Source organism: Nonomuraea sp. NPDC059194 (genome assembly GCF_042754765.1).
Lineage (GTDB): Bacteria > Actinomycetota > Actinomycetes > Streptosporangiales > Streptosporangiaceae > Nonomuraea.
Genome location: NZ_JBHZBH010000003.1, coordinates 231,024 through 257,006, shown reverse-complemented (window position 1 = coordinate 257,006; position 25,983 = coordinate 231,024). Strand labels below are relative to the sequence as shown.

Here is a 25,983-nt window from a genome sequence, read left to right as displayed (position 1 = left end):
CTCCTGTCCGAGAGAGTCTGTCTCCCCCTGGACGAGACAGCCCGGCCTTCTGTGACATGGGAGGAAACGCACCGGAGCCGGAGCTCGGCCGTCGTCGACGATGACGGCGCTCTCCTCGGCCCTCTACCAGGAAAGACATCCGGGCTGAGGTCGGAGATCCGGTACAGCTTCGCATCGGACGCTCGCGCCCAGCAGCACCAATTGGTAGACCACGCCATTCCAGGGCTGCGGCGCGGGCCCGAGCGCACGCCCGGGGAGAACGGCCACGCGGATCTGATGCAAGGTCCCTGAAGCCGCGGCCTGCGTCCGGCACAGCGCTCGCTGCTCCATGAAACCGGGGGCATCGGGCAAAGCCGCGCCTCCATGTCACAGAAGGCCGGGCTGTCTCGTCTCGGGTTTGGAAGGCAGGTTCTGGTACCTGGAAGGTGATGATCATGCGGGTGTTCGTGGCCGGGGGGCGGGGTGTTGGGGCGGCGGCTGGTGTCGCAGCTTGTGGCGCGCGACCACCAGGTGACGGCGACGACGACGAGCGCGGCGAAGTTGGGCCTGCTGGAACGGTTGGGCGCCGAGGCGGTCGTGATGGACGGGCTGGATGCCGTGTCGGTCGGTGAGGCGGTGGCCGAGGCCCGGCCGGACGTTATCGTGCACCAGATGACGGCTATCTCCGGCAAGCCCGATATCAAGCACTTCGACCGCTGGTTCGCCACTACCAACCGGCTGCGTACTGAGGGGACGGACCACCTGCTGGCCGCCGCCGAAGCGACCGGTGTGTCCCACGTCGTCGCGCAGAGTTACGGCGCTTGGAACGGCATCCGCCAGGGCGGATGGTTGAAGACCGAACAGGACCCGCTGGACCCGACCAGCACCGGCAAGGGGGCGGAGGCGATCCGCCACCTTGAGGATGTGGTCGTCAAGGCCGGTGGCGCGGTCTTGCGGTACGGCGCGTTCTACGGGCCGGGTGCCACCGACGATCAGGTCGAGCTCGTGCGCAGGCGGCAGTACCCGGTCGTCGGAGACGGTGGCGGCTACAGCTCGTGGGTGCATCTCGACGACGCGGCCGGCGCCACCGTCTTGGCGGTGGAGCGCAAGGCGAAGGGCGTGTTCAACATCGTCGACGACGAGCCGGCGCCGGCCCGCGAGTGGCTGCCCTACCTGGCGGCGTGCGCGGGGGCGAAACCGCCGATGCGGGTCCCCACCTGGCTGGCCCGGCCGCTGGCCGGGCGAACGGCGGTGACGATGATGACCGAGGGGCGCGGCTTCTCCAACGCCAAGGCCAAGCGGGAGCTCGGCTGGCGGCTGCGCTACCCCTACTGGCGGCAGGGCTTCAAGGAGGGACTGGCGTGAGCCGGGCCGAGGAGTTCGAGGAGCTGCGGCCACTGCTGTTCTCCATCGCCTACCGAATTCTCGGCAGCGTGAGCGAGGCCGAGGACGCGGTCCAGGAGACCTGGCTGCGCTACGAGGCCTCCCCGACACAGCCCGCCTCGGTGAAGGCGTTCCTGTCGGCCATGGTGTCCCGGATCGCGATCGACGTGCTGCGCTCGGCGCGCGTCCGGCGGGAGGAGTATGCCGGGCGGTGGTTCCCCGAGCCGCTGCTGGCCGACCCTTACGAGGACCCGGAGCGGTCCGCGGAGCTGGCCGACTCGGTGTCGATGGCGGCCCTGTTGCTGCTGGAGCGGCTCAGCCCGCTCGAGCGGGCGGTGTTCGTGCTGCGGGAGGTGTTCGGGTTCGGCTTCGGCGAGGTCGCCTCGGCGGTGGGCCGCTCGGAGGCGGCGTGCCGCCAGCTCGCCGTACGGGCGCGCCGCCACATGGACGCTGGACGCGCCCGGTTCGAGGCGGACCGACGAGAGCGGGAAGAACTCGCCGAGCGCTTCTTCGACGCCTTCCGGGAAGGTGACGTCGACGGGCTGCGCAACCTGCTCGCCGCCGACGTGCAGATGGTGGGCGACAGTGGCGGCAAGGCCCCGCAGTGGGGCAAGGGCGTCTTCGGGGCCGAGAACGTGGCCCGCACGCTGGCCGCGATCGTCGCACCGTTCATCCGGATCGGCGGTGTCGTGGAACCACACCAGGTGAACGGCCAGCCGGGCGCGATCTTCCGCGACCGGGACGGCAAGGTCGTCAACACCTTGACGCTCGACATCCTCGACGGGCAGATCCAGGCGATCCGCGCGGTGATCAACCCCGACAAGCTGCGGCACCTGGGCCCGGTCGCGGACGCATGGGCGGTCGTCCGCGCGGCGAACCAGGCCCGCCGGCCCGCGGAGTGACCAGAGCGAATCCCAGACCACACCCAGCACGAGCCCAGGCGAACGAACCGATCAGCGAGCCGAGTCGCGGACGACGCAGTCCTCGATGTGGTCGTTCACCAGCCCGATGGCCTGCATGAGCGCATAGGCGGTGGTGGGGCCGACGAAGCGGAAGCCGTACCCCTTCAGCTCCTTGGCGAGCGCCTTCGAGCCCGGAGTGATCGCCGGCACGTCGCTCATCGCCTTGGGAACGGGAGAGTCAGGGTCGGCATGGCGCCAGACCACCGTGGACAACCCCTCCGGCATCTCGAGAGCGGCCCGCGCGTTGGCGATGGTGGCTTCGATCTTGGCCCGGTTGCGGATGATGCCCTCGTCGGCGAGCAGCCGGTCGACGTCCTGCTCGGTGTAGGCCGCGACCTTCGGGATGGAGAAGTCGTCGAACGCCTTCCGGAAGTTGTCCCGCTTGCGCAGAATCGTCAGCCAGGACAGCCCCGACTGGAACGCCTCCAGGCTCACCCGCTCGAACACCCTGTCGTCTCCGTGAACCGGGCGACCCCACTCGTCGTCGTGGTAGGCGATGTAGAGCGGGGTGGTCATGCCGGTCCACTCGCAACGGATGAGCTCGCTCACGACCGCCCTTCCCTGTCCTGGCCGATCGAGGCGGGAAGCCCGGCCACGCCGTTGCGACTGTCGGGGGTCCGGTCCTGCTCGGAGTCGGCGGTTCCGTCCCGGTGGGGGTCGCTTTTTGCAGGAGAGCCGATGTCACCCCAAGAGCGGCCGACCTTCTCGGGTTCCGCGTTTCCGTCCCGAAGCCTGTCGAGGTCCTTGGAAACGGAAGTCTCGGGGTCGCTTTCTCCGGTGCCGTTCCGATCGACGTCCGCGCCGTTCCGGTCGGTGCCGGCGTCGTTCAGGTCGAAGCCCGTGCCGCTCGGGTCGGAGTTCGGGTCGGTGGAGGAGGGCAGGATGGGCGCAACGTCCGCGGCGAACTCGTCAAGCCGGGCAGCCGCACCGGCACTCTCGTGGTGGATATCCAGCGACACATCCCCGTGGTCGACAGGCAGAGACGTGTCGCCGTGCTGGACACCCGGAGACACGTCCTCCTGCTCGGTGGCCGGGGACGCGTCCTGGCGATCCTCGTGCCCACCGGAACGGGCGATCGGGTCGCCCCCATGCGTGGTCAAGGGAGAAGCGGCAAGAGATGGCGCGGCGGTGTCGTCTTCGGGGAGTGCGATGGTCGGGGCGTCGGGGCGGTGTTCGGTGCGGGGCGCGGCGGCGGGGCCTGCGTACACCTCCTGGCGCGCCTGCAGCCGACTGGCCAGCAGTTCCGACACGCGTTGCTCCAGCACGGCGATCCGCGTGTCGCGGGCGCTGATCGCGTTGGCGGCCCGGCGCAGGGTCTCGTCGACGCTCTGCGTGTGGTAGCCGACCAGGTTCACCGGCAGTTGCAGCGCCATGAAGTCGACCGCCGTGAGCTGCCCGGCCTCAGGGAGGCCGAGGGGCGGAACGTCAGGCGGGAACTCGGTCAGCTCCCCGCCTTTGCCAAGGGAGACCACGACGACGCAGGCGAGTATCGCCAGTGCGGCGATGGCGAGTACGACCAGCACATTGGAATCGTACTCGTACGATCGAGACATGAGGCCTGTAGTGCTGTCGCCAGGCGCGCCTGAACAACCCGGCTGGACGCTCGCCCGCACCCCCGAGGAGGTGCGGGAGCTCGTACGGAGCGGGGGCACGGCGCTGGTCAGGCTGCCCGCTCGGCTCGACGCCGCCCTGGCCGCCGCCGCCGTCTTTCGGTGGGCGGGCGCGGGCGTGTTCGTGACCGAGCATGCCGACCAGGTACGGCTCGCGCTGGACATGACCGACTCCCTCGCCGGCACCCGCGCTCCCACCGTCACCCGCCGCGGCCTGGCCTGACCCTCTGCGCGTTCCGCCTTCCCGGCGGATCGCGCAGCCGAAGGCCTCGCGCGTGTCGCCTTCCCGGCGGATCGCGCAGCCGAAGGCATCGCGCGTGTCGCCGCAACCGGATCACACCGGTAGCCGGACGTCCGCGCGAGGGAAACAGCTGGACCCGGCAACCGTCCGCGTAAGCGATCCCGCAGCAGGCCGTACAACCAAGCGAGCCTCCGCGCGGCGGCGGTCAGGCGCCCGTTGATTCGCCGAGTTCTTCGACGCTCGGCTGCAGCGGCTGCCCCGGCGACTCCAGCAGGGCGAGCGCCTCCTTCACCGACTTCGTCCACGAGATGGCGTCGAAGACGTTCGCGCGGGTGAACCCCTCGTCGTACATGTGCTCCACCAGCGACCGCAGCGGCTCGTACAGCCCGCAGGGGTCGAGGATCACCAGCGGCTTGGCGTGGACGCCGAGCACACGCGCCGTCCAGATCTCGAACAGCTCCTCCAGCGTCCCGATGCCCCCGGGAAGCACCAGGAACGCGTCGGAGCGGGCGTCCATGACGCCCTTGCGTTCGCGCATGTCCGCGGTGACGATCAGCTCGTCCGACGCGGTGTCGGCGACCTCGATGTCGACCAGCACCTGGGGGATGACGCCGACGGTACGGCCGCCGGCGGCTCGGGCGGCGCTGGTCACCGCGCCCATGCAGGAGACCGTGGCGCCGCCGCTCACCAGGGTGTGACCCCTGAGCGCGAGTTCGGTGCCCACCTCGGTGGCGAGGTCCACGTACTTGGGGTCGATCTTCTGACTGGATGCACAGAAAACGCAGATGTTCACGAAATGGGAGTCTATTGAGGCTCGGCTTCCTGGCTCGCGACCGCCTCCAGCTCCTCCGCCGACTGCTTGGAGCGGTTCTTCTCCGACTCGACGATGATGTTCACCGCCTCGTCGACGTCGTCCGTGACGTGGATGAGGTCGACATCCTCGGGCGCGATCTTCCCCGTGGACAGCAGCGACCCCTTGATCCAGTCGATCAGCCCGCCCCAGAACTCCGTGCCCATGAGCACCACGGGAAACGAGGTGACCTTCTGCGTCTGCACCAGCGTGAGCGCCTCGAACAGCTCGTCCAGCGTGCCGAACCCGCCCGGCAGCGCGATGAACCCGCACGAGTACTTGACGAACATCGTCTTGCGCACGAAGAAGTAGCGAAACTCGATGCCAAGATCAACATAGTCGTTCATACGCTGCTCGAAGGGCAGCTCGATGCCGAGCCCAACGGAGACGCCGCCGGCCTCCGAGGCGCCCTTGTTGCCCGCCTCCATGGCGCCGGGCCCGCCGCCGGTGATGACCGCGTATCCGGCCTTGGCCAGTTTGCGTCCCAGCTCGACACCCATCCGGTAGTCGGGGGAGTCGACGGGGGTACGGGCCGAGCCGAACACGGTGACCGCGGTGGGCAGTTCGGCCAGCTGGCCGAAACCCTCGACGAACTCGGACTGGATGCGCAGCACCCGCCACGGATCCATGTGGACCCAGTCGGCAGGACCCTGGCGCTCGAGAAGACGCTGGTCGTGGGTGGATTCGGGAACCAGCTGACCGCGGACGACCGCGGCACCCTGACGACGTTCGGGACGTGTCCGTTTCATACGGAGCACGCTAGCGCGCCCGACTAAAAAATCTTGAAAGAAGGAGGGAACCAGATTTCGACGCTCCCGCGTCTAACTGCCGAGGGTGCTGCTCGGGACTGAAAGTGGCTTTCCCCGCCAAATGGCCGGCGAGGAAAGCCACTTTCACGTTATGCGCCTGCCGAGAGCCAGTTCAGCATCCCGGCCTCGCTCTCCGCGATCTGACTGAGCGACGCGTATTCGCCCTGCTGGTGGGCGAGGTTCGGGTCGCCGGGGCCGTAATTGACAGCCGGTACGCCGAGGGCGGAAAACCGCGCGACGTCGGTCCAGCCCAGCTTGGCCCGTGGCGTACCGCCGACAGCGGCGACGAACGCGGCGGCCACCGGATGCGTCAGCCCGGGACGCGCGGCGGGAGCCCCGTCGGTGATGGCCACCTCGAACCCGTCGAACACCTCGCGCACGTGCTCCTCGGCCTGCGCCAGCGACAGGTCGGGCGCGAAGCGGTAGTTGACGGTGACCACGGCCTGGTCGGGGATCACGTTGCCGGCCACGCCCCCGCGCATCGTCACCGCGTTGAGCCCCTCGTGATACTCCAGGCCGTCGACCACCGGCCGCCGGGCCTCGTAGGCGTTGAGCATGGCCAGGATCGGCTCGATCGCGTGGATCGCGTTGACGCCGAGCCACGACCTGGCGCTGTGGGCGCGCTTGCCCCTGGTGGTGATGTCCGCGCGCAGCGTGCCCTGGCAGCCGCCCTCGATGACGCCGTCGGTCGGCTCCATGAGGACGGCGAAGTCGGCGGCCAGCCAGTCGGGGTGGTCACGGCTGATCCTGGTCAGCCCGTTGCGCTCGGCCTCGACCTCCTCGCAGTCGTAGAAGACGTAGGTGACGTCGCGGTTCGGCGCTGGCAGGAGGGCGGCGAGCTTGAGCGCGACGGCGACGCCCGCCTTCATGTCGGAGGTGCCGCAGCCGTAGAGGAGGTCGCCCTCGGTCCGGCTGGGCAGGTTGCCCGCGACGGGCACGGTGTCGAGGTGGCCGGCGATGAGCACGCGCTCAGGTCGGCCGAGGTTCGTGCGGGCGACGATGGTCTCGCCGGACCTGTCGACGGTCAGGTGCGCAAGCTTTCTGAGCGCCTCTTCGACCGCGTCGGCGAGCACCTTCTCGTTGCCGCTGACGGATTCGATGTCCACGATCGTGGCGGTCAGCGCGCCCACGTCCTGCGTCAAGTCCAGCATGACAACCCACCTTAATCAGGCGTTGACGCCGTGTTCTCTGAGCACGTCGTTCAGCGCCGCCTTGTCGTGGCGCTGCCCGGGCTCCAACCGCTTCAGCACCAGCACGCACGGCAACCCGAACGTTCCGCCGGCGAACTCCTTCGGCCGCGTGCCGCCCACCGCCACGCACCAGTCGGGGATGCGCCCGCGCCCGAGCTCCTCCCCCGTCTCCACGTCGATCACCGGCATCGAGGCGGACAGGATCGTCCCGGCCCCGACCACCGCCCCGCGCCCGACCCGCGCGCCCTCGACCAGCATCGCCCTGCTGCCGATCAGCGCGTCGTCCTCCACGACGACCGGCACCGCGTTGGGCGGCTCGAGGACGCCGCCGATGCCCACCCCGCCGGAAAGGTGGACGTTCTCCCCGATCTGCGCGCACGACCCGACGGTGACCCAGGTGTCGACCATGGTGCCGGAGCCGACGAACGCCCCGATGTTGGTGAACGAGGGCATGAGCACCACGCCCGGCGCCAGGTAGGAGCCCCATCGGGCGATCGCGCCCGGCACCACCCTGACCCCGTCGAAGGTGGTCTTCAACGGCAGCCTGTCGTGGTGCTGGAAGTCGCCCACCTGCGACCTGGCCATGCCGAGCACCTTGAAGCTGAGCAGGATGGCCCGCTTGGCCCGCTCGTCGACCACCACCTCTCCGTCGGCGGACACGGTGGCCACGCGCGCCCTGCCGGTGTCGAGCTGGTCGATCGCGCCGACCACGACACCCCTGGCGGCGGTGTCGGAAGGAGAAAGCTCCGCGCGGTCGGCCCACAGCTCGTCGATGGCCACCGGCAACGGGCTCGAATGCCTCTTGCTCATGCCCACGGAGCCTATCTGTCCGGGTAGGTTTTTCAGGGTGCGCCGTAGCTTCTCCCGAGCGGTCCTGACTATCGGGATCATCGTTGTCGCCCTCGCGGTGACCATCGCCGTGGGCGTCTACATCTTGCTGCGCAAGGCCGACCCGCTCGCCGACGACATCGAGAGCTGCGTGGTCAAGACGTCGAAGGGCGAGCTGGAGCTCGACATCGAGCAGGCGCGCATCGCGGCCACGATCGCGGCGGTGGCCGAGCGGCGGCGGCTGCCCGAGCAGGCCGTCGTGATCGCGTACGCCACGGCCATCCAGGAGTCGAAGCTCTACAACCTCACCTACGGCGACCGCGACTCTCTCGGCGTGTTCCAGCAGCGGCCTTCGCAGGGCTGGGGCAAGAAGAAGCAGATCATGGATCCGGTCTACGCGACCAACCGCTTCTTCGCCGCGCTGGTGAAGGTGAAGGGCTACCAGAAGCTGCCGGTCGCGGAGGCGGCCCAGGCCGTACAACGATCGGCGGCCGGCTACGCCTACGGGCCGCACGAGGGCAACGCGCGCATCCTGGCGGCGGCGTTCACGGGCAGGGCGCCGCGGGCCGTCCACTGCACCTATCCCAAGAAGGCGACCCCCGCACCCTCACGTCCTGGCGACGCGCGGCGGGAGCTGACCAGGGCGCTCGGCGCCGTCAGCGTGCCGAACACCAGGCGCGGGTGGCTGATCGCCGCCTGGTCGGTCGCGCATGCCCAGCAGTACGGCCTGCGCAGCGTCGGCTACGACGGGATCACTTGGTCGTCGGAAGGCTGGAAGAACGGCGGTAAGGCAGGCGCCCGCGATGTGGAGCTGACCTGAGTCAGGCGGCGCGGCTCACGATGGTGATCGAGCCGGGCGGCAGCGGCTGGGCGTAGCCGGCGGTCCAGCCCTGGCCCTGCACCCGTTTGAACGACAGCAGCCGCCCGTCGGCGGCCCGGTAGTCGGCGAAGTCGAGCAGCCCGCGATCCGGCCTGCCCGTCTCGCCCTCCGACCTGAACGCCGCGGTGCCCCTGTCGATGGGGTGGAACTCCACGCCCTCCATGATCAGCATGCTCTTGGCGGGGACCATGCCCTGCGTGGGCACGTTGGTCCAGAGCAGGACCTCCAGGTGGGGCGGATCGGTGGAGACGAGGCCGTGCCGCACCTGCACCGACAGCCACACCGGCCGCCGCGAGCCGTCGTCGAGCAGGTATTCGGTCCACTGCTGCCCCTGGCACGAGACATGGACGGCCCCGCGCACCTCGGCGCCCGTGCCGTGCGTCTCGATCTTGTCCCCCACCTGGATGGTGCGGGGGTCGTCGTAGTCGGAGCCGATCGCGGCCTGCCCCCCCGAGGCAAGGCCCGAGGGAAGGGGAGACGCCGAGCCCGCGGCTGGGCGGCCTTTGCGCATGGTGGCGAGCAAGGCGCCCAGCAGCAGGACGATCGTGGCGACGCTCAGTCCGATGACGACCATGGAGGTCATGCCGCCGGATCCTACTGGAGGCGGCGCACCGCCGCACTGACGCGTTCGTCGGTGGCCGTCACCGCGATCCGGATGTGGCTGCCACCTGCGGGTCCGTAGAAGTCGCCGGGCGCGACCAAAATCCCGGTTTCGGAAAGGCGGCGTACCTGATCCCAGCAGCCGGTGCCGTCGGAGGCCCACAGGTACAGGCCCGCGGTGGAGTGGTCGATGCGCCAGCCCGCCTTCTCCAGCACGGGACGCAACTGCTCGCGCCTGGCGGCGTAGCGCTCGCGCTGTTCGTCGGCGTGGGCGTCGTCGCCGAGCGCGACCGTCATCGCCGCCTGGACGGGCTCCGGCATGATCATGCCCGCGTGTTTGCGGATCTCCAGCAGCCTGGCGATCAGCGCGGGGTCGCCCGCGACGAACCCGGCCCGGTATCCGGCCAGGTTGGAGCGCTTGGACAGCGAATGGACGGCGAGCAGCCCCTCGTGGGAGCCGCCGCACACGTCGGGATGCAGGATCGAGATCGGCTCCGCCTCCCAGCCGAGCTCGATGTAGCACTCGTCCGAGGCGACGATCGCGCCGCGCTCACGCGCCCACGCGACCACCTTGCGCAGGTGCTCGGCGGGCAGCACCTTGCCCGTCGGGTTGGACGGCGAATTGACCCAGACCAGGTCGACTCCGGCCGGGCCGAGCGCCAGCAGCCCGTCGGCGGCGATCGGCTCGGCTCCGGCGATGCGGGCGCCCACGTCGTAGGTGGGGTAGGCCAGCTCGGGAAGGACGACCCGCTTGGCACCGAGCAGCGTCGGCAGCCACGCCACGAACTCCTTCGACCCGATGAGCGGCAGCACGGCGCGCTCATCGACGCTCACGCCATGCCTGCGGCGCAACCAGCCCGCCGCGGCGGCGCGCACGTCCTGCGTGCCGTACGTCAGCGGATAGCCGGGGCTGTCAGCGGCCCCGGCCAGCGCGTCCTGCACGATCTGCGGCACGGGATCGACCGGGGTGCCGACCGACAGGTCCACGATGCCGTCGGGGTGCGCCTGCGCGCGCTCCTTGTACGGCGCCAGCCGGTCCCAGGGAAAGTCCGGCAGATTGTGCACCGGTCAGTGCTCCTCGGCCTGCGGCGGCAGGGCGGCGACGACGGGGTGGTCCTTGTCGATCTTGCCAACCTTCGAGGCGCCGCCGGGCGAGCCCAGGTCCTCGAAGAAGTCCACGTTGGCCTTGTAGAAGTCCTTCCACTGCTCGGGAAGGTCGTCTTCGTAGAAGATCGCCTCTACGGGACACACAGGTTCGCACGCGCCGCAGTCCACGCACTCGTCGGGGTGGATGTAAAGCATGCGCTCGCCCTCGTAGATGCAATCGACGGGGCACTCCTCGATGCACGCCTTGTCCAGGACGTCCACGCAAGGCTGCGCGATGACGTACGTCACGTCGAGCTCCTTCTTAGACCGCGGTTTGCTACGTCCTAGTATTGCCGGGTCAGCCAAGTGTCGGGAACGGAGGGTGGCAAACTCGTGGTCGCTCGCCTTGTCATCGCCGTGACAAGCTCGGACATTGGGGCCAGAGTCACCACTCGGCGGCGGGTTCCGGGCGGGTTCAGCGACGCGGTCGGCGTTCTCGAATCCTGGGACGGCGGGATTCTGCGCATTCGTAAGCGCGACGGCACTCTCGTGGAGATCCGGGAGGAGCATTTGGTGGCCGCCAAGGTCGTGCCTCCTCGACCTGGCCGGGCGTAGCGGCAAGTATCTCTTCTGTGACTGTGCGTACCTGTGCCTCCATCGCCGCCGTTCTCATCAGCGCCGGGTGCGGCGCCGCGACCACGGAAGAGAAACCGCTCCCGCCGGTCAACGTGAAGGCCGCCTCCATGAAGGCCGGGTTCACGACCGTGGAGCGACTCGCCGCGGCCGCCAAGAAGGAGGGCGAGCTCAACGTCGTCGCCCTGCCCCGCGACTGGGTCAACTACGGCGAGATCATCGACACCTTCGCCGAGAAATACGACATCAAGGTCAACCAACTCGAGCCCACCTCCAGCAGCCAGCGCGCCATCGAGGCCGCGGGCCTGCTCAAGCCGGACGTCTTCGACCTCAGCCTGGAAGTCGCGGTCGCCAACGCGGCCCGCTTCGCGCCGTACAAGGTCGCGGCCTGGCAGGACCTGCCCGACCACGTGAAGGCCCGCGACGGCGCCTGGTACGCCGGATACGGCGGCTACATGTCGCTCGGCTACGACTCGCGCAAGGTCAAGGCCCCGGTCTCCTTCTCCGACCTGCTCAAGCCCGGCTACACCGTGGCCCTGGCCGGCGACCCCCGGCAGTCCGCCGCCGCCTTCAACGGGGTCATGGCCGCCTCGCTGGTGAACGGCACGCCCCAGGTGCAGCGCGGCGTCGAGCTGTTCACCAAGCTCAGGAAGTCGGGGCAGCTCATCCAGCAGAACACCGCCAACGTCTTCGTCGACTGGGACTACCTCAACGCCGCCCGCGCCGCCGAGCAGGGCGAGGGCTGGAAGGTCACCATCCCGAAGGACGCGCCGCTCGGCGCCTACTACGTGCAGGCGATCAACAAGGACGCCCCGCATCCGGCCGCGGCCAGGCTGTGGCAGGAGTTCCTGTTCTCCGACGAGGGCCAGAACCTGTTCCTCAAGGGCTACGCCCGTCCGGCGCGCGGCGAGGCGATGCTCATGAAGGGCACGCTCGACACCCAGACGGCGGCGCAGCTGCCCGCACCTCCCGGACCGCCCGTGCTGCTCACGATCCCGCAGACCGACGCCGCGAAGGCCTACCTGAAGAAGCACTGGGCCAGGTGAGACAAGTGTGCCCGGTGTGACTGATATGTCGTAGAGACATTGAGCCCCTACAGTTGTTGTCCCACTACGGGGGAGCTGATCGGTCTTGCGATACGACACACCGAGCATGACGCGGTTGACCGCTCGCGCCTATGACAGCGGCTTCGGCTATGTCTCGCCGCAGGGGGCGCCGCTGGTCGACCTGCTCGATCCGCAGCCGGGTGAGCGCGTGCTCGACCTCGGCTGCGGCACGGGCGTGCTGACCGCCGAGATCGCCGCCAGGGGGGCGCGCGTGCTCGGCATCGACGGCTCGACCGCGATGATCGAAAAGGCCCTGGCCCAGCACCCGGGCATCGACTTCATCGTGGGCGACGGCCACGACTTCAGCGTCGTGCAGGCCTACGACGCCGTCTTCTCCAATGCCGCCCTCCACTGGATGAGCCGCGACCCCCGCACCGTCATCGCCAACGTGCGCGAGGCGTTGCGGCCAGGCGGCCGCTTCGTGGCCGAGATGGGCGGCGCGGGCAACTGCGCCGAACTGACCGCCGCCGTCTCCACCGCATGGCGTGAGTACGGCCTGCGCGAGCCCGAGCTGCCCTGGTACTTCCCCACGCCCGCCGAGCACTCCAGGCTGCTGGAGAAGGAGGGCTTCGTCGTGAGGCTGCTCGAGTACTTCGACCGGCCCACCCCGCTCGACGAGTGCCCAGGAGGCGCCGCCGACTGGGTCCGGATGTTCGCCGGAACGCTCATCGAAGGACTGCCGGCCGACCTGGTCGAACCGCTGCTCAGGCGGGTCAACGAACTGGCCGCGCCCGCGCTCCGCAGAGAGAGCGGATGGATGGCCGACTACGTGCGGCTACGCTTCGCGGCCGTCCGGCGCTGATACGTACTCCAGGATGCACAGGGCTGTTTTGCGCGGCTATGGTCTGTTCCGTGGCGGCAAGAGTATGGCTGCGTCGCGTCAGCGGCGTGAGGGGCTGGTGAACGGAACAGGATGAACTTCTGCCTGAGCGACCTCGTACCACCCTTGCGGTGGAGCGACGCGGCCGCGATCACACTGCTCCACGGGCAACCAGACTTGCCTGAGGCGTGGTGGCGGAGCCTGCCCCTGCCACGGGTGCTGGCCGCCATCGGACCCGAGTCCCTTGGCGAACTGCTGACGGAGATCGCGCTCGACCAGTGGCCCGCCGCGGCCATCGGCGACGTGCTGCCCGCGCTGCACGTCCTGGACCCCGACGAGGCCGACGAACCGCACGTCGCGATCGCCCTCGACCGGGCCGGGTCGTGGCCCGGACTGTTGGCGCTGAGCAGCCGCGAGCTGATCGACCAGCCGTTCGTGAAGGCCCGGCCGGTGCTCAACGCGCTGTTCACCGCCGTTCTGGTACGGCTGGCGCCGGGCGAGGCGGTCGCGTCCCGCGGCGAGTCGGCGAGCAAGCAGACCGCGTCGGTGACGTCGGAGACGGCGGCGTCGGACTTGGACGCTGCCCGCTTGGGCGCTTCGGTCGTGGCGGCGGACCAGCCGAACGCGCAGGCCGACGACGTACCGGTCACCCCTCCGGCGGCCGAACCGGTCGCAGCACCCGCGGCACCGGTCAGGTCGCGGTCGGACGAGCCGGTCGTCGAGTCGCGCGCCGAGGCTCCTCCCCTGCCGTCGCGCAAGCCTCGCGCGACCAAGCAGTCCTACGGAACACCGTTCGACGCCTTCGGGACCGGCGCGCAGGCAGGCGCACAGGACTCCTCCTCGGCCCGCGCTGCCGAGCGGCAGGCCAACTCCCCCGTCGACTTCCCAGCTCCTGCTACCGAGGGCGCGAACTCGCAGCCGCCGGCCGGGCGATGGGACCCGTTCCAGTCTGCTGCCCCCGTTCAACCCGCAGACGGTAGCCAGGATCCTGCATACAAGCAGTCGATATCCGGTGGACCGTCTACCGACGACGACCCGGCTCCCGGAACGCCGTCGCTCTTCCGAGCCGAACCTCCCGAAGCGGCACCGGAGCATGCGGCCGCGCTCCGCTCCGAGGCACCCGAGGCAGCGGTCGAGCCCGAGGCGGCACCCCGGCCCCACCCTGCTGAGGCATCGCCCGAAGCCGAGGCCGAGCTCTGGTCCGAGCCTTCCGGAGATCCGTCTGCCGGAGCTGCTCTCCTGCCCGAGCCTGCCGGAGCGTCATCCAATGCCGAGGACGCCCTCTCGCCCGAGTCTTCCGGGGCATCGGATGAGGTCGAGGACGCGCTGTCGCCGGGGGCTTCTGGAGAAGCGTCCGAGCTCGGGGTGTTCCGGGCCGAGGAGTCGGCCGGAGGTGGCCAGGCGTGGGAGGTCGAGGCCCAGGCGCCTGTGACCGAGGCGGTCTCCGACGCCGGGGACGAGGATGGCCGGGCCGAGGAGAAGGATGTCCTGGACGGCCCTGACGGGGACGTTGCCGAGGGCGGAGACGCTCGCGTCGAGGACGACTTCGTTCCACGCGACCTCGCCCAGGACGCCCCCGAACAGGATGGCCTCGCCCAGGACGCCCCCGCGCACGATGGCCTTGTACGGGACGGCCTCGCTCATGATGGCCTCGCACCGGACGAGGAGGGCGCTGGGGCAGGCGAGCCGGTCGACGAGCAGCCCTTCGCGGCGGCCGGAGCGTCATCGGGTGGCGACGCACCCGAGGCGGCGGCCAGCGCGCCGGGAGGCGACGTATCCCCGGCCGAGGTGCCAGGAAGCCACGCACCTGCGGCGGCGGCCAGCGTGCCAGGAGGCGACGACCCCGCGGCGGCGGCCGATGTGCCGGGAAGCGACGCTTTCGTGGCGGTGGACGGCGTGCCGGGGAGCGAGGCATCTGCGGCGGCCAGCGCGCCAGGTGGCGACGCTTTCGTGGCGGCGGCCGGTGGGCCGGGAAGCGACGCACCCCTGGCCGATGTGCCGGAAGGCGGCGCACCTGCGGTGGCTGGCGTGCCGGGCGGCGAGGTGGGCGCCGGGGTGCCCCAGGGAGAAGTCGATCTGCATGCGCTGATCGAGTCCTCCTTCGCGGGGCTGGACGACAAGACGTGGGCCGTGGCGCAGAACCGGGTCTTCACCGACGCCCCCTCGGCCGTCGAGCAGCTGGCCAAGCTGTTCGCCGTCTCCAAGGAGGAGATCGTCACCGTCGAGGCCGAGCTGCGGCAGCGCCTGCTGCGGTGGCTGGCCGCTGAGGAGACCGCGCCTTACCGGGCGCACCTGGACGATCTGCGCGCCAGGCTCGGCGTGGACCCGGCGAGGGAGCTGCTGATCGGGGCGGCGGAGTGGCACGGCAGGGAGGTTCGGGCTCTCGACGTGCCCGCCTGGCAGTTCGTGCAGGCGACGTTGGCCGCGCCCGCGCGTGTTCCGGACGTTCCCAGCCCTGCGAACGCGCACGCTCCCAGCGATCCCGCGAACGCGAACGCGAACGCGAACGGGAACGGGAACGCGGGCGCGAACGCTGCCGACGGCCCCGGAGCCCCGTACGTTCCCGGCAGCCCCGGATACGCGTACATCCCCGACGGCCCCGGACCTGTGCCCGAGCCGATCCTCTCAGGTCTGAACGGGGAGCCGCCGTTCCGGGGGGAGCCGTTCACACAGGAACCCAGGCCCCAGGCGCCGCCCGGGCTCGAGCCGCACGGCTCCCCCGTCCAGGCGCCCGTCAGGCTCGAGGAGTCGCCCGCACCGTCCGACGCCAACGGCAAGCCGTACCAAGGCTTCAAGGACGTCGCCCTCACCAAACGCTGCTTCCGCCAGCCCGACGGACGGTGGTGGCTGCGGATCGACGTGACCGCCGAGCAGCTGGCCACCGGGGAGTGCGCCCTGCCCAGCGGGTTCGCCGCCTACCTGGGGCTGACCCCTGGCGCGAGCTGGACGGTCAGGAGCGCGGCCGGTGAGCTGTCGATGAGCTGGCACGGCAGGCCGTCCATCAGCCAGATGGGCCGGTTGCTCGCGGACGTCGGCGCGCGGGAGGGCGGGCACCTGTTCATCACGCTCTCCAAGGAGGGCGTGCTGCGGGCCAAGCACCTGCCGGTCGCCACGCCCGGCGCCAGTAAGATCTCCAAGGCGCTGCGGCTGGCCGACTACACGGGTCTGAGCAGCGCCATCGAGCACGCCGCCAGAATCATCGCCATAAGGATTGGCATGTCGGGCAACGTCAGTCTGGACGACTTGAAGACCAGGCTCCGCGAACGCGGGGACCGCGACCTGCTCGACCTGCTGGACTGAGCCCGTGGCGCGGCTCGCGATCGGCCCCGGCTTCCCCAGGGAGCTCAGCGCTCTGGCCCTGCCAGAGCGCGGGCAGGTCATGGCCGCGCTGCACGGCTTCCTGGAGCACGTGCCCGCCCCCGAGGGGGTGGGCACGGTGCGGATGGCCGACGGGCTCATGGGCGTCGTCATACGGCAGGGCGAGCTGTCGTGGCTGCTCACCCTGCTGCCCGACGCGGAGGCGCAGGCCTACGCGGGACGGCACGCGTTCAGCGTCAACCCGCTGATCGGCGTGATCGAGCAGTGGGACGCCGAGGCGCTGGGCAGGGTCGAGCACGCGCTGCGCCGTTCGGCGGGCGAGAAGCGGCTGTTCGCGCAGGTCGACGACGACGAGCTGGTGGGCCTCGGCATCGACCGCGCGCTGCTGCCGCTGATCAGGCTGATCACCAACGAGGCGGACGTGGACGCCCTCGAGCCGCTGCTGCCGCCCACGCAGCACCTGCCGCTGGCGGTCATGGCGAGGGGCGGTTCGCTGCCGGAGGCGTGGAAGGCGCTCGACTCCCGCCGCACCTCGTGGGACTCCGTCGAGCCGATCGACACCGCCGACCTGCTCGGGGCGCTGCTGCGCAGCCCTGACCTGGCGGTGTTCGCCTCGGGGCCGGAGGAGCTCGACAGGATCGTCACCGCGCCCGACTGGTGCGTGTTCCTGCATCCGCCGCAGCACCGGCTGGCCCGCGCGGGCCACTACGACCATCCGGTGCTCGTCACCGGCGGCGCGGGCACCGGCAAGACGCTCATCGCCCTGCACAGGTCCGCGCACCTGGCCGCGCACGGCAACGGTCCCGTGCTGCTGGTCACGTTCACGCAGGGGCTGGCCGCCGACCTGTCGGGGCGGCTCGACACGCTGATCGAGGACGAGTCGGTCCGCAAGCGCATCGACGTGTACAACGTCGACCGGCTGGCGATCAGGATCGTGGCCGACGTCGAGGGGCGGCAGCCGGTGCTGGTCGGGCCGGGGGCGCGGTCGCTGGCCGAGCTGACGCAGGAGGCGCTGCGGTTGCTCACCAGTGCGGCCGGCGACCTGCTCGACGACGTACTGAGCTTCGGCGAGCCGGGGCGCAAGCCGTACCGGCACATCGTGGTGGACGAGGCGCAGGACGTCAGCCCCGCCCAGTGGCGGCTGCTGCGGGCGGCGGTGCCGCGCGCGCCTGACGACCTGTTCGTGGTCGGCGACCCGCACCAGCGGATCACCGACCACCGCATCGCGCTGGAGGCGGTCGGGATCCACGCGGTGCAGCACGAGCTGGCGATCTCCTACCGGCTGCCGCACGAGATGCTTTCCTTCGGGGTACGGCTGCGCGGCGGCGGTCCCGCGCTCGGGCTGGTCAAGAACGTTCAGGAGCTGCACGGCTTCAGGAGCACGCACCACGGCGAACGTCCGACGATCAGGGCCTACGACTCGCCGGAGTCCGAGGTGGCCGGGCTGGTCTCGACGGTCGGGTCGTGGCTGGACGACGGCGTGCCCGGCACCGAGATCGCCGTGGCCGCGCGCACCACCAGGCTCGTCAAGATCGCCAAGGAGGCGCTGGCGCAGGCGAGGTCCGACGTCAGGGTGACGACGCTGCACGGGCTGAAGGGCCTGGAGTTCGAGCGGGTCGCGCTGATCGGGATCGCCGAGGGCGTGGTGCCGGAGCCGCTACCGCACGACCCTGCCGACAGGGCGCGGGTGCTGCAGCGGGAGCGCGGACTGCTCTACGTCGCCTGTACGCGGGCGAGGTCCATGCTTTACGTTTCCCATGCGGGAAGAGGGAGCCCATTTTTGTCGTCCTAATCACATAGTCTCTGAACTGCGGATATCTTCACTTTGCCGGTTGGACCCCAATGAATCTCAGCCTGAGTGACCTCGCGCCACCCCTGCGCTGGACCTCTCCCGTCCAGATCGCGCCGCTGGCGGGTGATCCTCAGCTGCCCGAAGCGTGGTGGCAGTCGATCCCGCTCGACCGGGCGTGCGCGGTGATCGGCACGCAGGCCGTCGCCGGCCGGCTCGCCGACGTGGCCATGGCCTGCTGGGGGCATCTGCAGATCGGCGACATCCTGCCGCTGCTGAGGTTCTCCGACCCCGCCGAGAGCGAGCTCACGCCTGAGGCGCTCGGCCGCGACATGGTCCACAAGCTGTTCGCGGGCGTCTTCGAGCGGCTGCTCGAACCGGTCGCCGAGGTCAGGACCGTCGCGCTGCCCCAGCTGGTCGACGAGCTGTTCGTCGCCCTCGACGAACGGCAGCGCACGATCGCGCGCGACCGCGTCTACGCCGAGCAGCGGGCGACGCTCGACGAGCTGGCGCAGCGCTTCTCCGTGACGCGCGAGCGGATCAGGCAGATCGAGCGCGACCTGCGTGACCACGTGGAGGCGTGGCTGGCCTCCACCAACGCGGGGCCGCTGCTGGCGCATGTCACGTGGCTGCGGGGGCGGCTCGGCGCCGCCGTACCGGCCGACCAGCTGCCCGACGCGGCGCCGTGGCACCGCACGGAGCTGGTCACGCTCGGCATCCCGGTGTGGCGCTTCGTCAGGACGTTGCTGACCGGCTACGACCAGGTCGAGGGCTGGCTGATCGCGGGCGGCGTCGACGAGCTGCGGGAGAAGACCAGGCAGCTGTTCACCGAGGGGCCGAGGGTCATGGTCGAGTCGGTCACGCTGACCGCGCAGCTCGGCATCCGCGAGGACGTGGCCGAGCGGTGGCTGTCGTCGGTGCCCCACCTGCGGGTCTTCGAGGGACATGTCATGCTCTGGCCGCGCAGTGTGAACGAGAAGGCCGAGGCCGTGCTGGCCGTCTCGGGTCACGCGCTCACGCCCGAGGAGATCCAGGAGCGGATCGGCGAAGATTACAGCCTGGTCGGCATCCGCAACCAGCTCACGGCGGACGCGCGTTTCCGCCGGGTCGACCGCAACAAGTACGGCCTGGCGCGGTGGGGCGGCGAGGAGTACCTGGGGATCAGGGAGATGATCGCCAGGGAGATCGAGCGGGCGGGCGGCGAGGCCTCGGTCAACACCATCGTGGCCAGCCTGACGTCCAGGTACGACGTGAGCGAGAGCTCGGTGCGCGCCTACTCGGGCGGGCCGGGTTTCGAGCGGTCGCAGCGCGGGTGGATCAGGGTCGCCGCGCCCGACCAGCCGGGTTACCAGCCGCGCAAGGACGTCTCGGAGACGCGGCGCTGCTTCAAGTCGCGCGACGGGCGCTGGTGGCACCGGGTCGACGTCAACGCCGAGCACCTGCGCGGGTCGGGCTCGCCGCTGCCGACCGGGTTCGCCGCCCACCTGGGGATGGCTCCTGGCGGGTCGCTGACCGCGTCGGCGCCGTCGGGCGACGTGGTGATCTCGTGGCACAACCAGCCGACGATGGGGTCGATCAGGAACGTGCTGGCGGAGTTCAACGCTTCCGAGGGCGACCACGTGTTCCTGACGGTGTCCGACGGCGGGGAGCTGCTAACCCGGTTCCTGCCCGCCGCCCAGCCGGCGCTGCGGCCGTTGAACAGGGCGCTGCACCTGATCGGCTACACGGCTCCGGTCGACTCGGAGGCGGAGGGGCTGCGGCTGATCGGGGCCAGGGTGGGGCTGCCCGAGACGGCGACCCGCGAGGAGGTCCTGACCCGGCTGCGCGAGCGCGGCGACCGCGACATCCTGGCCTTCCTGGGGGAATGACCCCCCTTTGGGGCGAGGCCGCGCCGGATTAGGCTCGTGGCATGTTGCGGATCTACGACACGCGCACCAGGCAGCTCGAGGACATCCCGCAGACCAGGGCCCTGCGGATGTACACCTGCGGCCCGACCGTCTACCGGTACGCGCACGTCGGCAACCTGCGTTCCTACCTGCTGTCCGACCTCATCCGCCGGGTCATGGAACGCCACCGGGTCCGCATGCTCGTCTGCCAGAACATCACCGACGTGGGCCACCTCGTCGACGACGCCTCGCTCGGCGAGGACAGGCTCGGTGAGGACAAGGTCGTCGCGCGGGCCAGGGCCGAGGGGCGCTCCGCTCTCGATCTCGCCCGCTTCTACGAGGACGCCTTCCGCCGCGACAGCTCCGCGCTCAACCTGCGCCCGCCGGAGCACACCCCGCGCGCCACCGAGTCCATCGAGCTCATGATCGAGCTGATCGTCACGCTCATGGAGAAGGGGCACGCCTACGCCGTACCGGATGGCTCGGTGTTCTTCGCCGCGCAGACCTTCCCGTCGTACGGGGAGATTTCGGGAAACCGGCTCGACGCGCTCAAGCCGGGGCACCGCGTGGAGGGCGTCGACGAGCGCAAACGCTTCCACGCCGACTGGGCGCTGTGGAAGCACGCGCACCGCGAGCTGGCCTGGGACACGCCGTGGGGCGGGCGCGGCTTCCCCGGCTGGCACGTCGAGTGCTCGGCCATGTCGCTGCGCTTCCTCGGCGAGCACATCGACCTCCACACCGGCGGCATCGACCTGCGCTTCCCGCACCACGAGGACGAGCGCGCCCAGTCCGACAGCGCCGTGGGCCATGAGGTGGTGCGGCGGTGGGTACACGGCGAGCACCTGCTGTTCGACGGGCGCAAGATGGCCAAGTCGACGGGCAACGTGGTGCTGCTGCAGGACGTGACCGCCGAGGGGCTCGATCCGCTGGCCGTACGGCTGGCCTTCATGGAGCACCGCTACCGCCACCAGATGAACCTGACCTGGGACACGCTGCGAGCCGCCGACCGCACGCTGCGCCGGTGGCGGGCCAGGGTCGCGCAGTGGGCCGAGTCGCCCAGCGCGCCCATGGCCGAGCAGTGGGTACGGCGCGCGGAGGCCGCCTTCGACGACGACCTCGACACGCCCTCGGCGCTGCGGGTGCTGCGGGAGCTGGAGAAGGACGAGTCGGTGGCGCCAGGGGCCAAGTTCGAGTCGTTCCTGCACCTGGACCAGGTGCTCGCGCTGGACCTGTCGACGGAGATCGGCAAGGCGCGGGTTTTGCCTCCTGGCGCGGCCGAGCTGCTCGACCAGCGGGCCCGAGCGCGGGACGCGCAGGACTGGGACGCGGCCGACCGGTTGCGCGGCGAACTGGCGGAACTGGGCGTGAAGGTGGCCGACACTCCTGAGGGTCAGATCTGGACCTGAACCGATATCTCTCTGGGGCCATTGAGGTGGTCGTCGCACCGTGAAAGGGCTGCGACACTTGGTGCGAAGCAGGGCAGAGGGAGGTTTTCGTGAGGTTCAGGCCCTATGCGTGGTTGCCATGGCCGCTGCGTTGGCTCGCCAGGGTGCTGACCGTACTCCTGGCGCTCGCCCTGGTCCTCGCGGGCGTCGGCGTCTGGATCACCCGGCAGTCGTTCCCCCAGCTCGACGGCACGATCAAGCTCCCTGGCCTGACCGGCAAGGTGGAGGTGTACCGCGACGCGTGGGGCATCCCGCAGATCTACGCCGACACCTCCGAAGACCTGTTCATGGCCCAGGGCTACGTCCACGCCCAGGACCGCTTCTGGGAGATGGACTTCCGCCGCCATGTCACCGCGGGCCGCCTGTCCGAGCTGTTCGGCGCGGCGACGCTGACCGAGGACAAGGTCATCCGCACCATGGGCTGGCGGGAGGTGGCCGAGCAGGAGCTGGCCAGCCTGACCGACCGCGCCAAGCGCTACCTCGACGCGTACGCCAAGGGCGTCAACGCCTACCTCAAGGAGCATCCGAACGCCTCGGACCGCAGCCTCGAATACTCCGTCCTGAAGCTGCAGAACTCCGGCTACACCCCCGAGCCGTGGACGCCGCTCGACTCCGTGTCGTGGCTGAAGGCGATGGCATGGGACCTGCGCTCCAACCTCGACGACGAGATCGACCGCGCGCTCGCCGCCACCAAGCTGCCGAGGGAGCGGGTCAACCAGTTGTTCCCCGGCTATCCGTTCGACAGGAACCCGGCGATCGTGACGCAGGGCACCCTCGCGGACGGCCGGTTCGACCAGCGCAGCGAGCCACGGCTCGGCGAGGGCTCGGCGGTCCTGACCGGCGCGGCGGAGGCGCTGAGCAGGGTGCCCGACCTGATGGGGACCAGGGACAACGACGGGATCGGGTCGAACTCGTGGGTGGTCTCGGGCGAGCACACGACGACGGGTAAGCCGCTGCTGGCCAACGATCCGCACCTGTCGGCGCAGATGCCGTCGGTGTGGTACCAGGCGGGGCTGCACTGCCGTACAAAATCGGAAAAATGCTCTTATGACGTTACTGGGTTTACCTTCTCCGGTGTGCCGGGCGTCATCATCGGGCACAACGACAAGATCGCGTGGGGGTTCACCAACCTGGGGCCCGACGTCGCCGACCTCTTCCTGGAGCAGGTCAAGGACGACACCTACCTGTACGAGGGCCAGTGGCTCCCGCTGGAGACCAAGGACGTGCAGATCAAGGTGGCGGGCGGCGACCCCGTCACCATCAAGGTGCGTAAGACCAGGCACGGACCGCTCATGCACGAGGTGATGGGCAGCATCAAGCCATCGGGTGAGGCCAACGCCGTCGCCCTGCAGTGGACCGCGCTCACCCCCGGCACCGCCGCCGAGGCGATCTTCGAGCTGAACGAGGCGGGCGACTGGCCAGACTTCCGCGCCGCCGCCTCGCTGTTCGACGTGCCTGCGCAGAACCTCGTGTATGCCGACGTCGAGGGCCACATCGGCTACCAGGCGCCGGGCCGCATCCCGGTGCGCGCCAAGGGCGACGGCACCTGGCCGGTGCCCGGCTGGACCGGCGAGTACGAGTGGAAGGCCGCCATCCCCTACGATCGGCTGCCCAGCGTCTCCGACCCCGCCGACGGCTTCGTGGTCACCGCCAACAACGCGGTCATCAACCCCGACCGCTACCAGCCGCTCCTCACCCAGGACTGGTCGTACGGCTACCGCGCCAAGCGCATCCTCGACCGCGTCGAGCAGGCGACCAAGGGCGGGAAGATCGACGCCGAGACGATGGGCCGCATCCAGCAGGACTCCCACAACGGCCTGGCCGACATCCTCGTCCCCGAACTGCTGAAGATCGACCTGGCCGGTCCCAGCGCCGACGCCCAGGCGCTGCTGAAGAGCTGGGACGGCTCCCAGGGCCTCGACTCAGCCCCCGCCGCCTACTTCAACGCGGTCTGGCGCCACCTGCTCAAGGCGACGTTCGACGACGACCTGCCGGAGGCGGCCAGGCCCACCGGCGGCGACCGCTGGTACGAGGTCGTGCGCAACCTGATGGAGCGCCCCGACGACCCGTTCTGGGACGACGTGACGACCAAGGGCTTCACCGAGACCCGCGACGACATCCTGCGCACCGCGATGGCCGAGGCCCACCACGAGCTGTCCGTACGGCTCGGCGACGACGTCAAGGCGTGGCGGTGGGGCGACCTGCACACGCTCACGCTGACCAACCAGACCTTCGGCACCTCGGGCATCGGCCCGATCGAGTCGCTGTTCAACCGCGGGCCGTTCGGCTCGCCGGGCGGCAAGGACGCGGTCAACGCCACGGGCTGGAACGTCCAGAACGACTACACCGTCACCGCCGTCCCCTCGATGCGCATGGTCGTCGACCTGGCCGACATGGACAAGTCCCGATGGATCAACCTGACCGGCAACTCCGGCCACGCCTTCCACGACAACTACTGGGACCAGGCGCCGCTGTGGGCCGACGGGCGCACCACGCCGATGAACTCCAGGCTCGACTCGATCAGGAAGGCCGCCAAGCACACGTTGACGTTCACGCCGGGTGACGGGTCACCTGCTGGATCTCCCCTGGGCTCGTCGCCACCAGGGTGAGGCGGAGGGGTAGCCGCCGTCCTCGAGCCCGGCCAGGCGCTCGAACGGGTTGTAGGCGGCCTGGTCACCGCAGATCAGCATCGATACGCCGAGGGAGATCAGGTAGAGCGGGAGCAGGGGCAGGCCGACGCACCAGGCCCACTGGGTGGCGTGCCTGTCCTCGTGGTCGAGGAGCCTGCCGGTGAGATACGACTCGGGATGCTTGGTCACGACGACGTTCCCGACGGTGAAGGCGCCCGCGACGGGGAAGACGTGGCGGTAGCCGTACGCGAGAATCAGGCCGTTGGGGCCGCTCGACCTGCTCGCCCTGCCGACGACGGAGATCAGCAGGCCCAGAGGGGTGGAAAGATTGACGAAGTTGGCGATTCTGCGGATCCGGTGTCGCCTCTTCATGCGTCACACCCTTGACCCGACTTGACAAATCGGAATAATGATCCACGTCCTGAAATCTCCCCCAAGAGCAGGATCATGAGATTCATCATTCTGGCCGCCCTGGTGTGCACCATGGCGCTGGCCACCGTCGGCGGCATCGCCGTCACCCAGACCTCCGCCACCGACACCCCCACGGTCGACCGGCTGGAGTTACCCGTCTCCACCAGCCCCTCCCCCACGCCCACGCCCACGTCCACCACCGCCAAGTACACGGCGACCACCAAGGTCGTGGCAAAGAAGGGCGTCGCGTACCTGGACGTCTCCGTCACCTACGGCGGAGCGGCTCGCTTCACTGTGAAGCAGAAGGTGTGCAAGGGCAAGTCCTGCCGTACGGCCACGACCTCCCTGCCGGTGACCACCGGAGCGGGTAAGTCCTCCACGAAGCTGGGCAAGGGGACCTACAAGAAGAGCGGCAAGGCCACGGTCTCGCTCAAGGTGCTGCCCTGGCCGACGCGTACGGTCACCGTCACGGCGACGCCCTCCGCGACGGCCACGGTGACGGCGTCGGCGGCCCCCTCGGCCACGGTGACGGTCGGCGCGACGACCACGGTGAACGCCACCACCACGGTGAGCACGACGGTGAGCGCGACCGTCACAGCCACGACGACCACCACGGTGACGACCGGCCCCACGGTCACGGTCACCGCGACCCCCACGACCACGGCCACCGGCACGCCCGACCCCGACGGCTGTGGAGCCCCCGCCAACCCCTACAACCTGCACTACTGCCAGGACCGAGGCGAGCGGGTCTACGACCCTCCGACTGACGTGTGCACCTACTTCCGGTGCATCGACTACTTCGAGGAGGGCCGGGGCTTCATGGTCCTGTGCAACGACGACATGGTCAGCATGTCGGGCGGCATCCAGGGCAACTGCTCACAGCACAACGGGCAGAAGGCCGAGGTGCGCGAGGACCTGCCCGACGACGAGGGCCTGCTCCCGACGCCGACCCCAACCCCGAGCCCCACGCCCACGCCCTCTCCGGAGACGACGCCCGCTCCGGAGACGGCTCCGTAACCAGCGGCTGTTCAGCGGCCCCCGTCGACCGTCGGCGGGGGCTGCGGCATCGGTGGACCCTGCGGCATCGGCCCCTGCGGCGGCGGGCCCTGCGGGGTCATCGGGCCGTGCGGTGCGACGCCCCTGAGCAGCCACGAGCCGCCCGACGACGGCGAGAGCAGGACGGCGACCACCACGGCCACCATCGCCCCGTACAGGTAGACGAATCCCGCCGAGTCACCGGCGATCACCAGATCTCCCGCCGCCCGCTTCAGCGAGAACACCATCGACACCAGCAGCCACCCGACCGCCACCGCCGCGGCGCCGAGCTTGGAGCGCATCATGCGGCCCGCCCCGAAACACAGCCCGAACATCGCGGGCACCCAGGCGATCGCCGCCAGCGGCCACGAGTCGCCCACGTACCACGCGTGGGTGAACCCGCCCACCACGCCGAGGGCGACCCCCAGCACGGCCAGCATGCCGTAGGCGGCCCCCGCGAGCGCGGACTCGGCGTGGCTGCGTTGCTCCATA

Annotated in this window: 23 protein-coding genes; 12 read left to right on the top strand and 11 right to left on the bottom strand. The window is 70.1% G+C overall.

Annotated features, from left to right (window positions below):
- Positions 1-462: 462 nt before the first annotated feature.
- Positions 463-1,344 (top strand): NAD-dependent epimerase/dehydratase family protein, encoded by an 882-nt coding sequence (locus ACFXJ8_RS06525; RefSeq protein ID WP_379642796.1) that lies wholly within the window; start codon positions 463-465, stop codon positions 1,342-1,344.
- A complete protein-coding gene (locus tag ACFXJ8_RS06520; protein ID WP_379642795.1) occupies positions 1,341-2,264 on the top strand; it encodes an RNA polymerase sigma-70 factor in 924 nt (307 codons plus the stop codon). Before ACFXJ8_RS06525 ends, ACFXJ8_RS06520 begins: the two co-directional genes overlap by 4 nt.
- Before the next feature lie 51 nt (positions 2,265-2,315).
- Here ACFXJ8_RS06520 and ACFXJ8_RS06515 read toward each other — a convergent pair whose 3' ends face one another.
- Together ACFXJ8_RS06515 and ACFXJ8_RS06510 are read right to left on the bottom strand one after the other, a co-directional pair.
- A complete protein-coding gene (locus tag ACFXJ8_RS06515; protein ID WP_379642794.1) occupies positions 2,316-2,873 on the bottom strand; it encodes a DNA-3-methyladenine glycosylase I in 558 nt (185 codons plus the stop codon).
- The gene (locus ACFXJ8_RS06510) at positions 2,870-3,847 is read right to left on the bottom strand and encodes a hypothetical protein (protein WP_379642793.1); all 978 of its coding nucleotides are present in this window, start codon (positions 3,845-3,847) and stop codon (positions 2,870-2,872) included. The genes ACFXJ8_RS06515 and ACFXJ8_RS06510 overlap by 4 nt, the downstream gene beginning before the upstream one ends.
- Before the next feature lie 28 nt (positions 3,848-3,875).
- Here ACFXJ8_RS06510 and ACFXJ8_RS06505 point away from each other — a divergent pair, with 28 nt between their 5' ends.
- Positions 3,876-4,157, top strand: coding sequence for a hypothetical protein (locus ACFXJ8_RS06505; RefSeq protein ID WP_379642792.1), 282 nt, complete (start codon positions 3,876-3,878; stop codon positions 4,155-4,157).
- Positions 4,158-4,380: 223 nt separating this feature from the next.
- On the opposite strand, the gene ACFXJ8_RS06500 is transcribed toward ACFXJ8_RS06505, so the two are convergent.
- From ACFXJ8_RS06500 to ACFXJ8_RS06485, 4 genes are all read right to left on the bottom strand, one after another.
- Positions 4,381-4,968, bottom strand: a complete 588-nt coding sequence (locus ACFXJ8_RS06500) for a TIGR00730 family Rossman fold protein (protein ID WP_379642791.1) — start codon at positions 4,966-4,968, stop codon at positions 4,381-4,383.
- A gap of 11 nt (positions 4,969-4,979) precedes the next feature.
- On the bottom strand, positions 4,980-5,774 hold the full coding sequence (locus ACFXJ8_RS06495) for a TIGR00730 family Rossman fold protein (protein WP_379642790.1): 795 nt from the start codon (positions 5,772-5,774) through the stop codon (positions 4,980-4,982).
- A gap of 149 nt (positions 5,775-5,923) precedes the next feature.
- Entirely contained in the window at positions 5,924-6,985 is a 1,062-nt protein-coding gene (gene dapE, locus ACFXJ8_RS06490; RefSeq protein WP_379642789.1) for a succinyl-diaminopimelate desuccinylase, read from the bottom strand.
- Positions 6,986-7,000: 15 nt separating this feature from the next.
- Positions 7,001-7,834: a 2,3,4,5-tetrahydropyridine-2,6-dicarboxylate N-succinyltransferase gene (locus tag ACFXJ8_RS06485; RefSeq protein WP_379642788.1), complete on the bottom strand. Its 834-nt coding sequence runs from the start codon at positions 7,832-7,834 to the stop codon at positions 7,001-7,003.
- Between the two features lie 37 nt (positions 7,835-7,871).
- Between ACFXJ8_RS06485 and ACFXJ8_RS06480 the strand changes: the two genes are divergently transcribed.
- On the top strand, positions 7,872-8,672 hold the full coding sequence (locus ACFXJ8_RS06480) for a hypothetical protein (protein WP_379642787.1): 801 nt from the start codon (positions 7,872-7,874) through the stop codon (positions 8,670-8,672).
- Between the two features lies 1 nt (position 8,673).
- On the opposite strand, the gene ACFXJ8_RS06475 is transcribed toward ACFXJ8_RS06480, so the two are convergent.
- The 3 genes from ACFXJ8_RS06475 to fdxA are packed head-to-tail and all read right to left on the bottom strand — an operon-like array spanning position 8,674 to position 10,727.
- Positions 8,674-9,315 (bottom strand): DUF4178 domain-containing protein, encoded by a 642-nt coding sequence (locus tag ACFXJ8_RS06475; protein WP_379642786.1) that lies wholly within the window; start codon positions 9,313-9,315, stop codon positions 8,674-8,676.
- Positions 9,316-9,326: 11 nt separating this feature from the next.
- A complete protein-coding gene (gene dapC, locus ACFXJ8_RS06470; RefSeq protein ID WP_379642785.1) occupies positions 9,327-10,397 on the bottom strand; it encodes a succinyldiaminopimelate transaminase in 1,071 nt (356 codons plus the stop codon).
- 3 nt (positions 10,398-10,400) lie between these two features.
- Entirely contained in the window at positions 10,401-10,727 is a 327-nt protein-coding gene (gene fdxA, locus ACFXJ8_RS06465; RefSeq protein ID WP_354905819.1) for a ferredoxin, read from the bottom strand.
- Between the two features lie 323 nt (positions 10,728-11,050).
- Here fdxA and ACFXJ8_RS06460 point away from each other — a divergent pair, with 323 nt between their 5' ends.
- The 7 genes from ACFXJ8_RS06460 to ACFXJ8_RS06430 all read left to right on the top strand — a co-directional run bounded on the left by ACFXJ8_RS06460 (position 11,051) and on the right by ACFXJ8_RS06430 (position 24,024).
- On the top strand, positions 11,051-12,097 hold the full coding sequence (locus ACFXJ8_RS06460) for an ABC transporter substrate-binding protein (protein WP_379642784.1): 1,047 nt from the start codon (positions 11,051-11,053) through the stop codon (positions 12,095-12,097).
- A gap of 106 nt (positions 12,098-12,203) precedes the next feature.
- Entirely contained in the window at positions 12,204-12,959 is a 756-nt protein-coding gene (locus ACFXJ8_RS06455; RefSeq protein WP_379642783.1) for a class I SAM-dependent methyltransferase, read from the top strand.
- A 111-nt stretch (positions 12,960-13,070) separates the two neighbouring features.
- Positions 13,071-16,277, top strand: coding sequence for a hypothetical protein (locus tag ACFXJ8_RS06450; RefSeq protein WP_379642782.1), 3,207 nt, complete (start codon positions 13,071-13,073; stop codon positions 16,275-16,277).
- 4 nt (positions 16,278-16,281) lie between these two features.
- On the top strand, positions 16,282-18,087 hold the full coding sequence (locus ACFXJ8_RS06445) for a UvrD-helicase domain-containing protein (RefSeq protein ID WP_379642781.1): 1,806 nt from the start codon (positions 16,282-16,284) through the stop codon (positions 18,085-18,087).
- A gap of 50 nt (positions 18,088-18,137) precedes the next feature.
- Positions 18,138-19,952 (top strand): sigma factor-like helix-turn-helix DNA-binding protein, encoded by a 1,815-nt coding sequence (locus ACFXJ8_RS06440; RefSeq protein ID WP_379642780.1) that lies wholly within the window; start codon positions 18,138-18,140, stop codon positions 19,950-19,952.
- 41 nt (positions 19,953-19,993) lie between these two features.
- Positions 19,994-21,376, top strand: a complete 1,383-nt coding sequence (gene cysS / locus ACFXJ8_RS06435) for a cysteine--tRNA ligase (protein WP_379642779.1) — start codon at positions 19,994-19,996, stop codon at positions 21,374-21,376.
- Between the two features lie 89 nt (positions 21,377-21,465).
- Positions 21,466-24,024, top strand: a complete 2,559-nt coding sequence (locus ACFXJ8_RS06430; protein WP_379642778.1) for a penicillin acylase family protein — start codon at positions 21,466-21,468, stop codon at positions 24,022-24,024.
- On the opposite strand, the gene ACFXJ8_RS06425 is transcribed toward ACFXJ8_RS06430, so the two are convergent.
- On the bottom strand, positions 23,983-24,417 hold the full coding sequence (locus ACFXJ8_RS06425; protein ID WP_379642777.1) for a hypothetical protein: 435 nt from the start codon (positions 24,415-24,417) through the stop codon (positions 23,983-23,985). The genes ACFXJ8_RS06430 and ACFXJ8_RS06425 overlap by 42 nt on opposite strands.
- A gap of 75 nt (positions 24,418-24,492) precedes the next feature.
- On the opposite strand from ACFXJ8_RS06425, the gene ACFXJ8_RS06420 reads away from it, so the two are divergent.
- Positions 24,493-25,473, top strand: a complete 981-nt coding sequence (locus ACFXJ8_RS06420; RefSeq protein WP_379642776.1) for a hypothetical protein — start codon at positions 24,493-24,495, stop codon at positions 25,471-25,473.
- A gap of 11 nt (positions 25,474-25,484) precedes the next feature.
- Here the strand turns inward: ACFXJ8_RS06420 and ACFXJ8_RS06415 are convergent, their stop codons facing one another.
- Complete coding sequence (locus tag ACFXJ8_RS06415) at positions 25,485-25,982, bottom strand: DUF6113 family protein (RefSeq protein ID WP_379642775.1); 498 nt, start codon at positions 25,980-25,982, stop codon at positions 25,485-25,487.
- Position 25,983: the final 1 nt, after the last annotated feature.

Coding starts and splice junctions, on each gene's coding strand:
- ACFXJ8_RS06450 (WP_379642782.1), top strand. CDS start 13,071: ATGAACTTCTGCCTGAGCGACCTCGTACCACCCTTGCGGTGGAGCGAC.
- ACFXJ8_RS06420 (WP_379642776.1), top strand. CDS start 24,493: ATGAGATTCATCATTCTGGCCGCCCTGGTGTGCACCATGGCGCTGGCC.
- cysS (WP_379642779.1), top strand. CDS start 19,994: ATGTTGCGGATCTACGACACGCGCACCAGGCAGCTCGAGGACATCCCG.
- ACFXJ8_RS06415 (WP_379642775.1), bottom strand. CDS start 25,982: ATGGAGCAACGCAGCCACGCCGAGTCCGCGCTCGCGGGGGCCGCCTAC.
- ACFXJ8_RS06440 (WP_379642780.1), top strand. CDS start 18,138: ATGAATCTCAGCCTGAGTGACCTCGCGCCACCCCTGCGCTGGACCTCT.
- ACFXJ8_RS06425 (WP_379642777.1), bottom strand. CDS start 24,417: ATGAAGAGGCGACACCGGATCCGCAGAATCGCCAACTTCGTCAATCTT.
- ACFXJ8_RS06495 (WP_379642790.1), bottom strand. CDS start 5,774: ATGAAACGGACACGTCCCGAACGTCGTCAGGGTGCCGCGGTCGTCCGC.
- ACFXJ8_RS06485 (WP_379642788.1), bottom strand. CDS start 7,834: ATGAGCAAGAGGCATTCGAGCCCGTTGCCGGTGGCCATCGACGAGCTG.
- ACFXJ8_RS06475 (WP_379642786.1), bottom strand. CDS start 9,315: ATGACCTCCATGGTCGTCATCGGACTGAGCGTCGCCACGATCGTCCTG.
- ACFXJ8_RS06455 (WP_379642783.1), top strand. CDS start 12,204: ATGACGCGGTTGACCGCTCGCGCCTATGACAGCGGCTTCGGCTATGTC.
- ACFXJ8_RS06505 (WP_379642792.1), top strand. CDS start 3,876: ATGAGGCCTGTAGTGCTGTCGCCAGGCGCGCCTGAACAACCCGGCTGG.
- dapE (WP_379642789.1), bottom strand. CDS start 6,985: ATGCTGGACTTGACGCAGGACGTGGGCGCGCTGACCGCCACGATCGTG.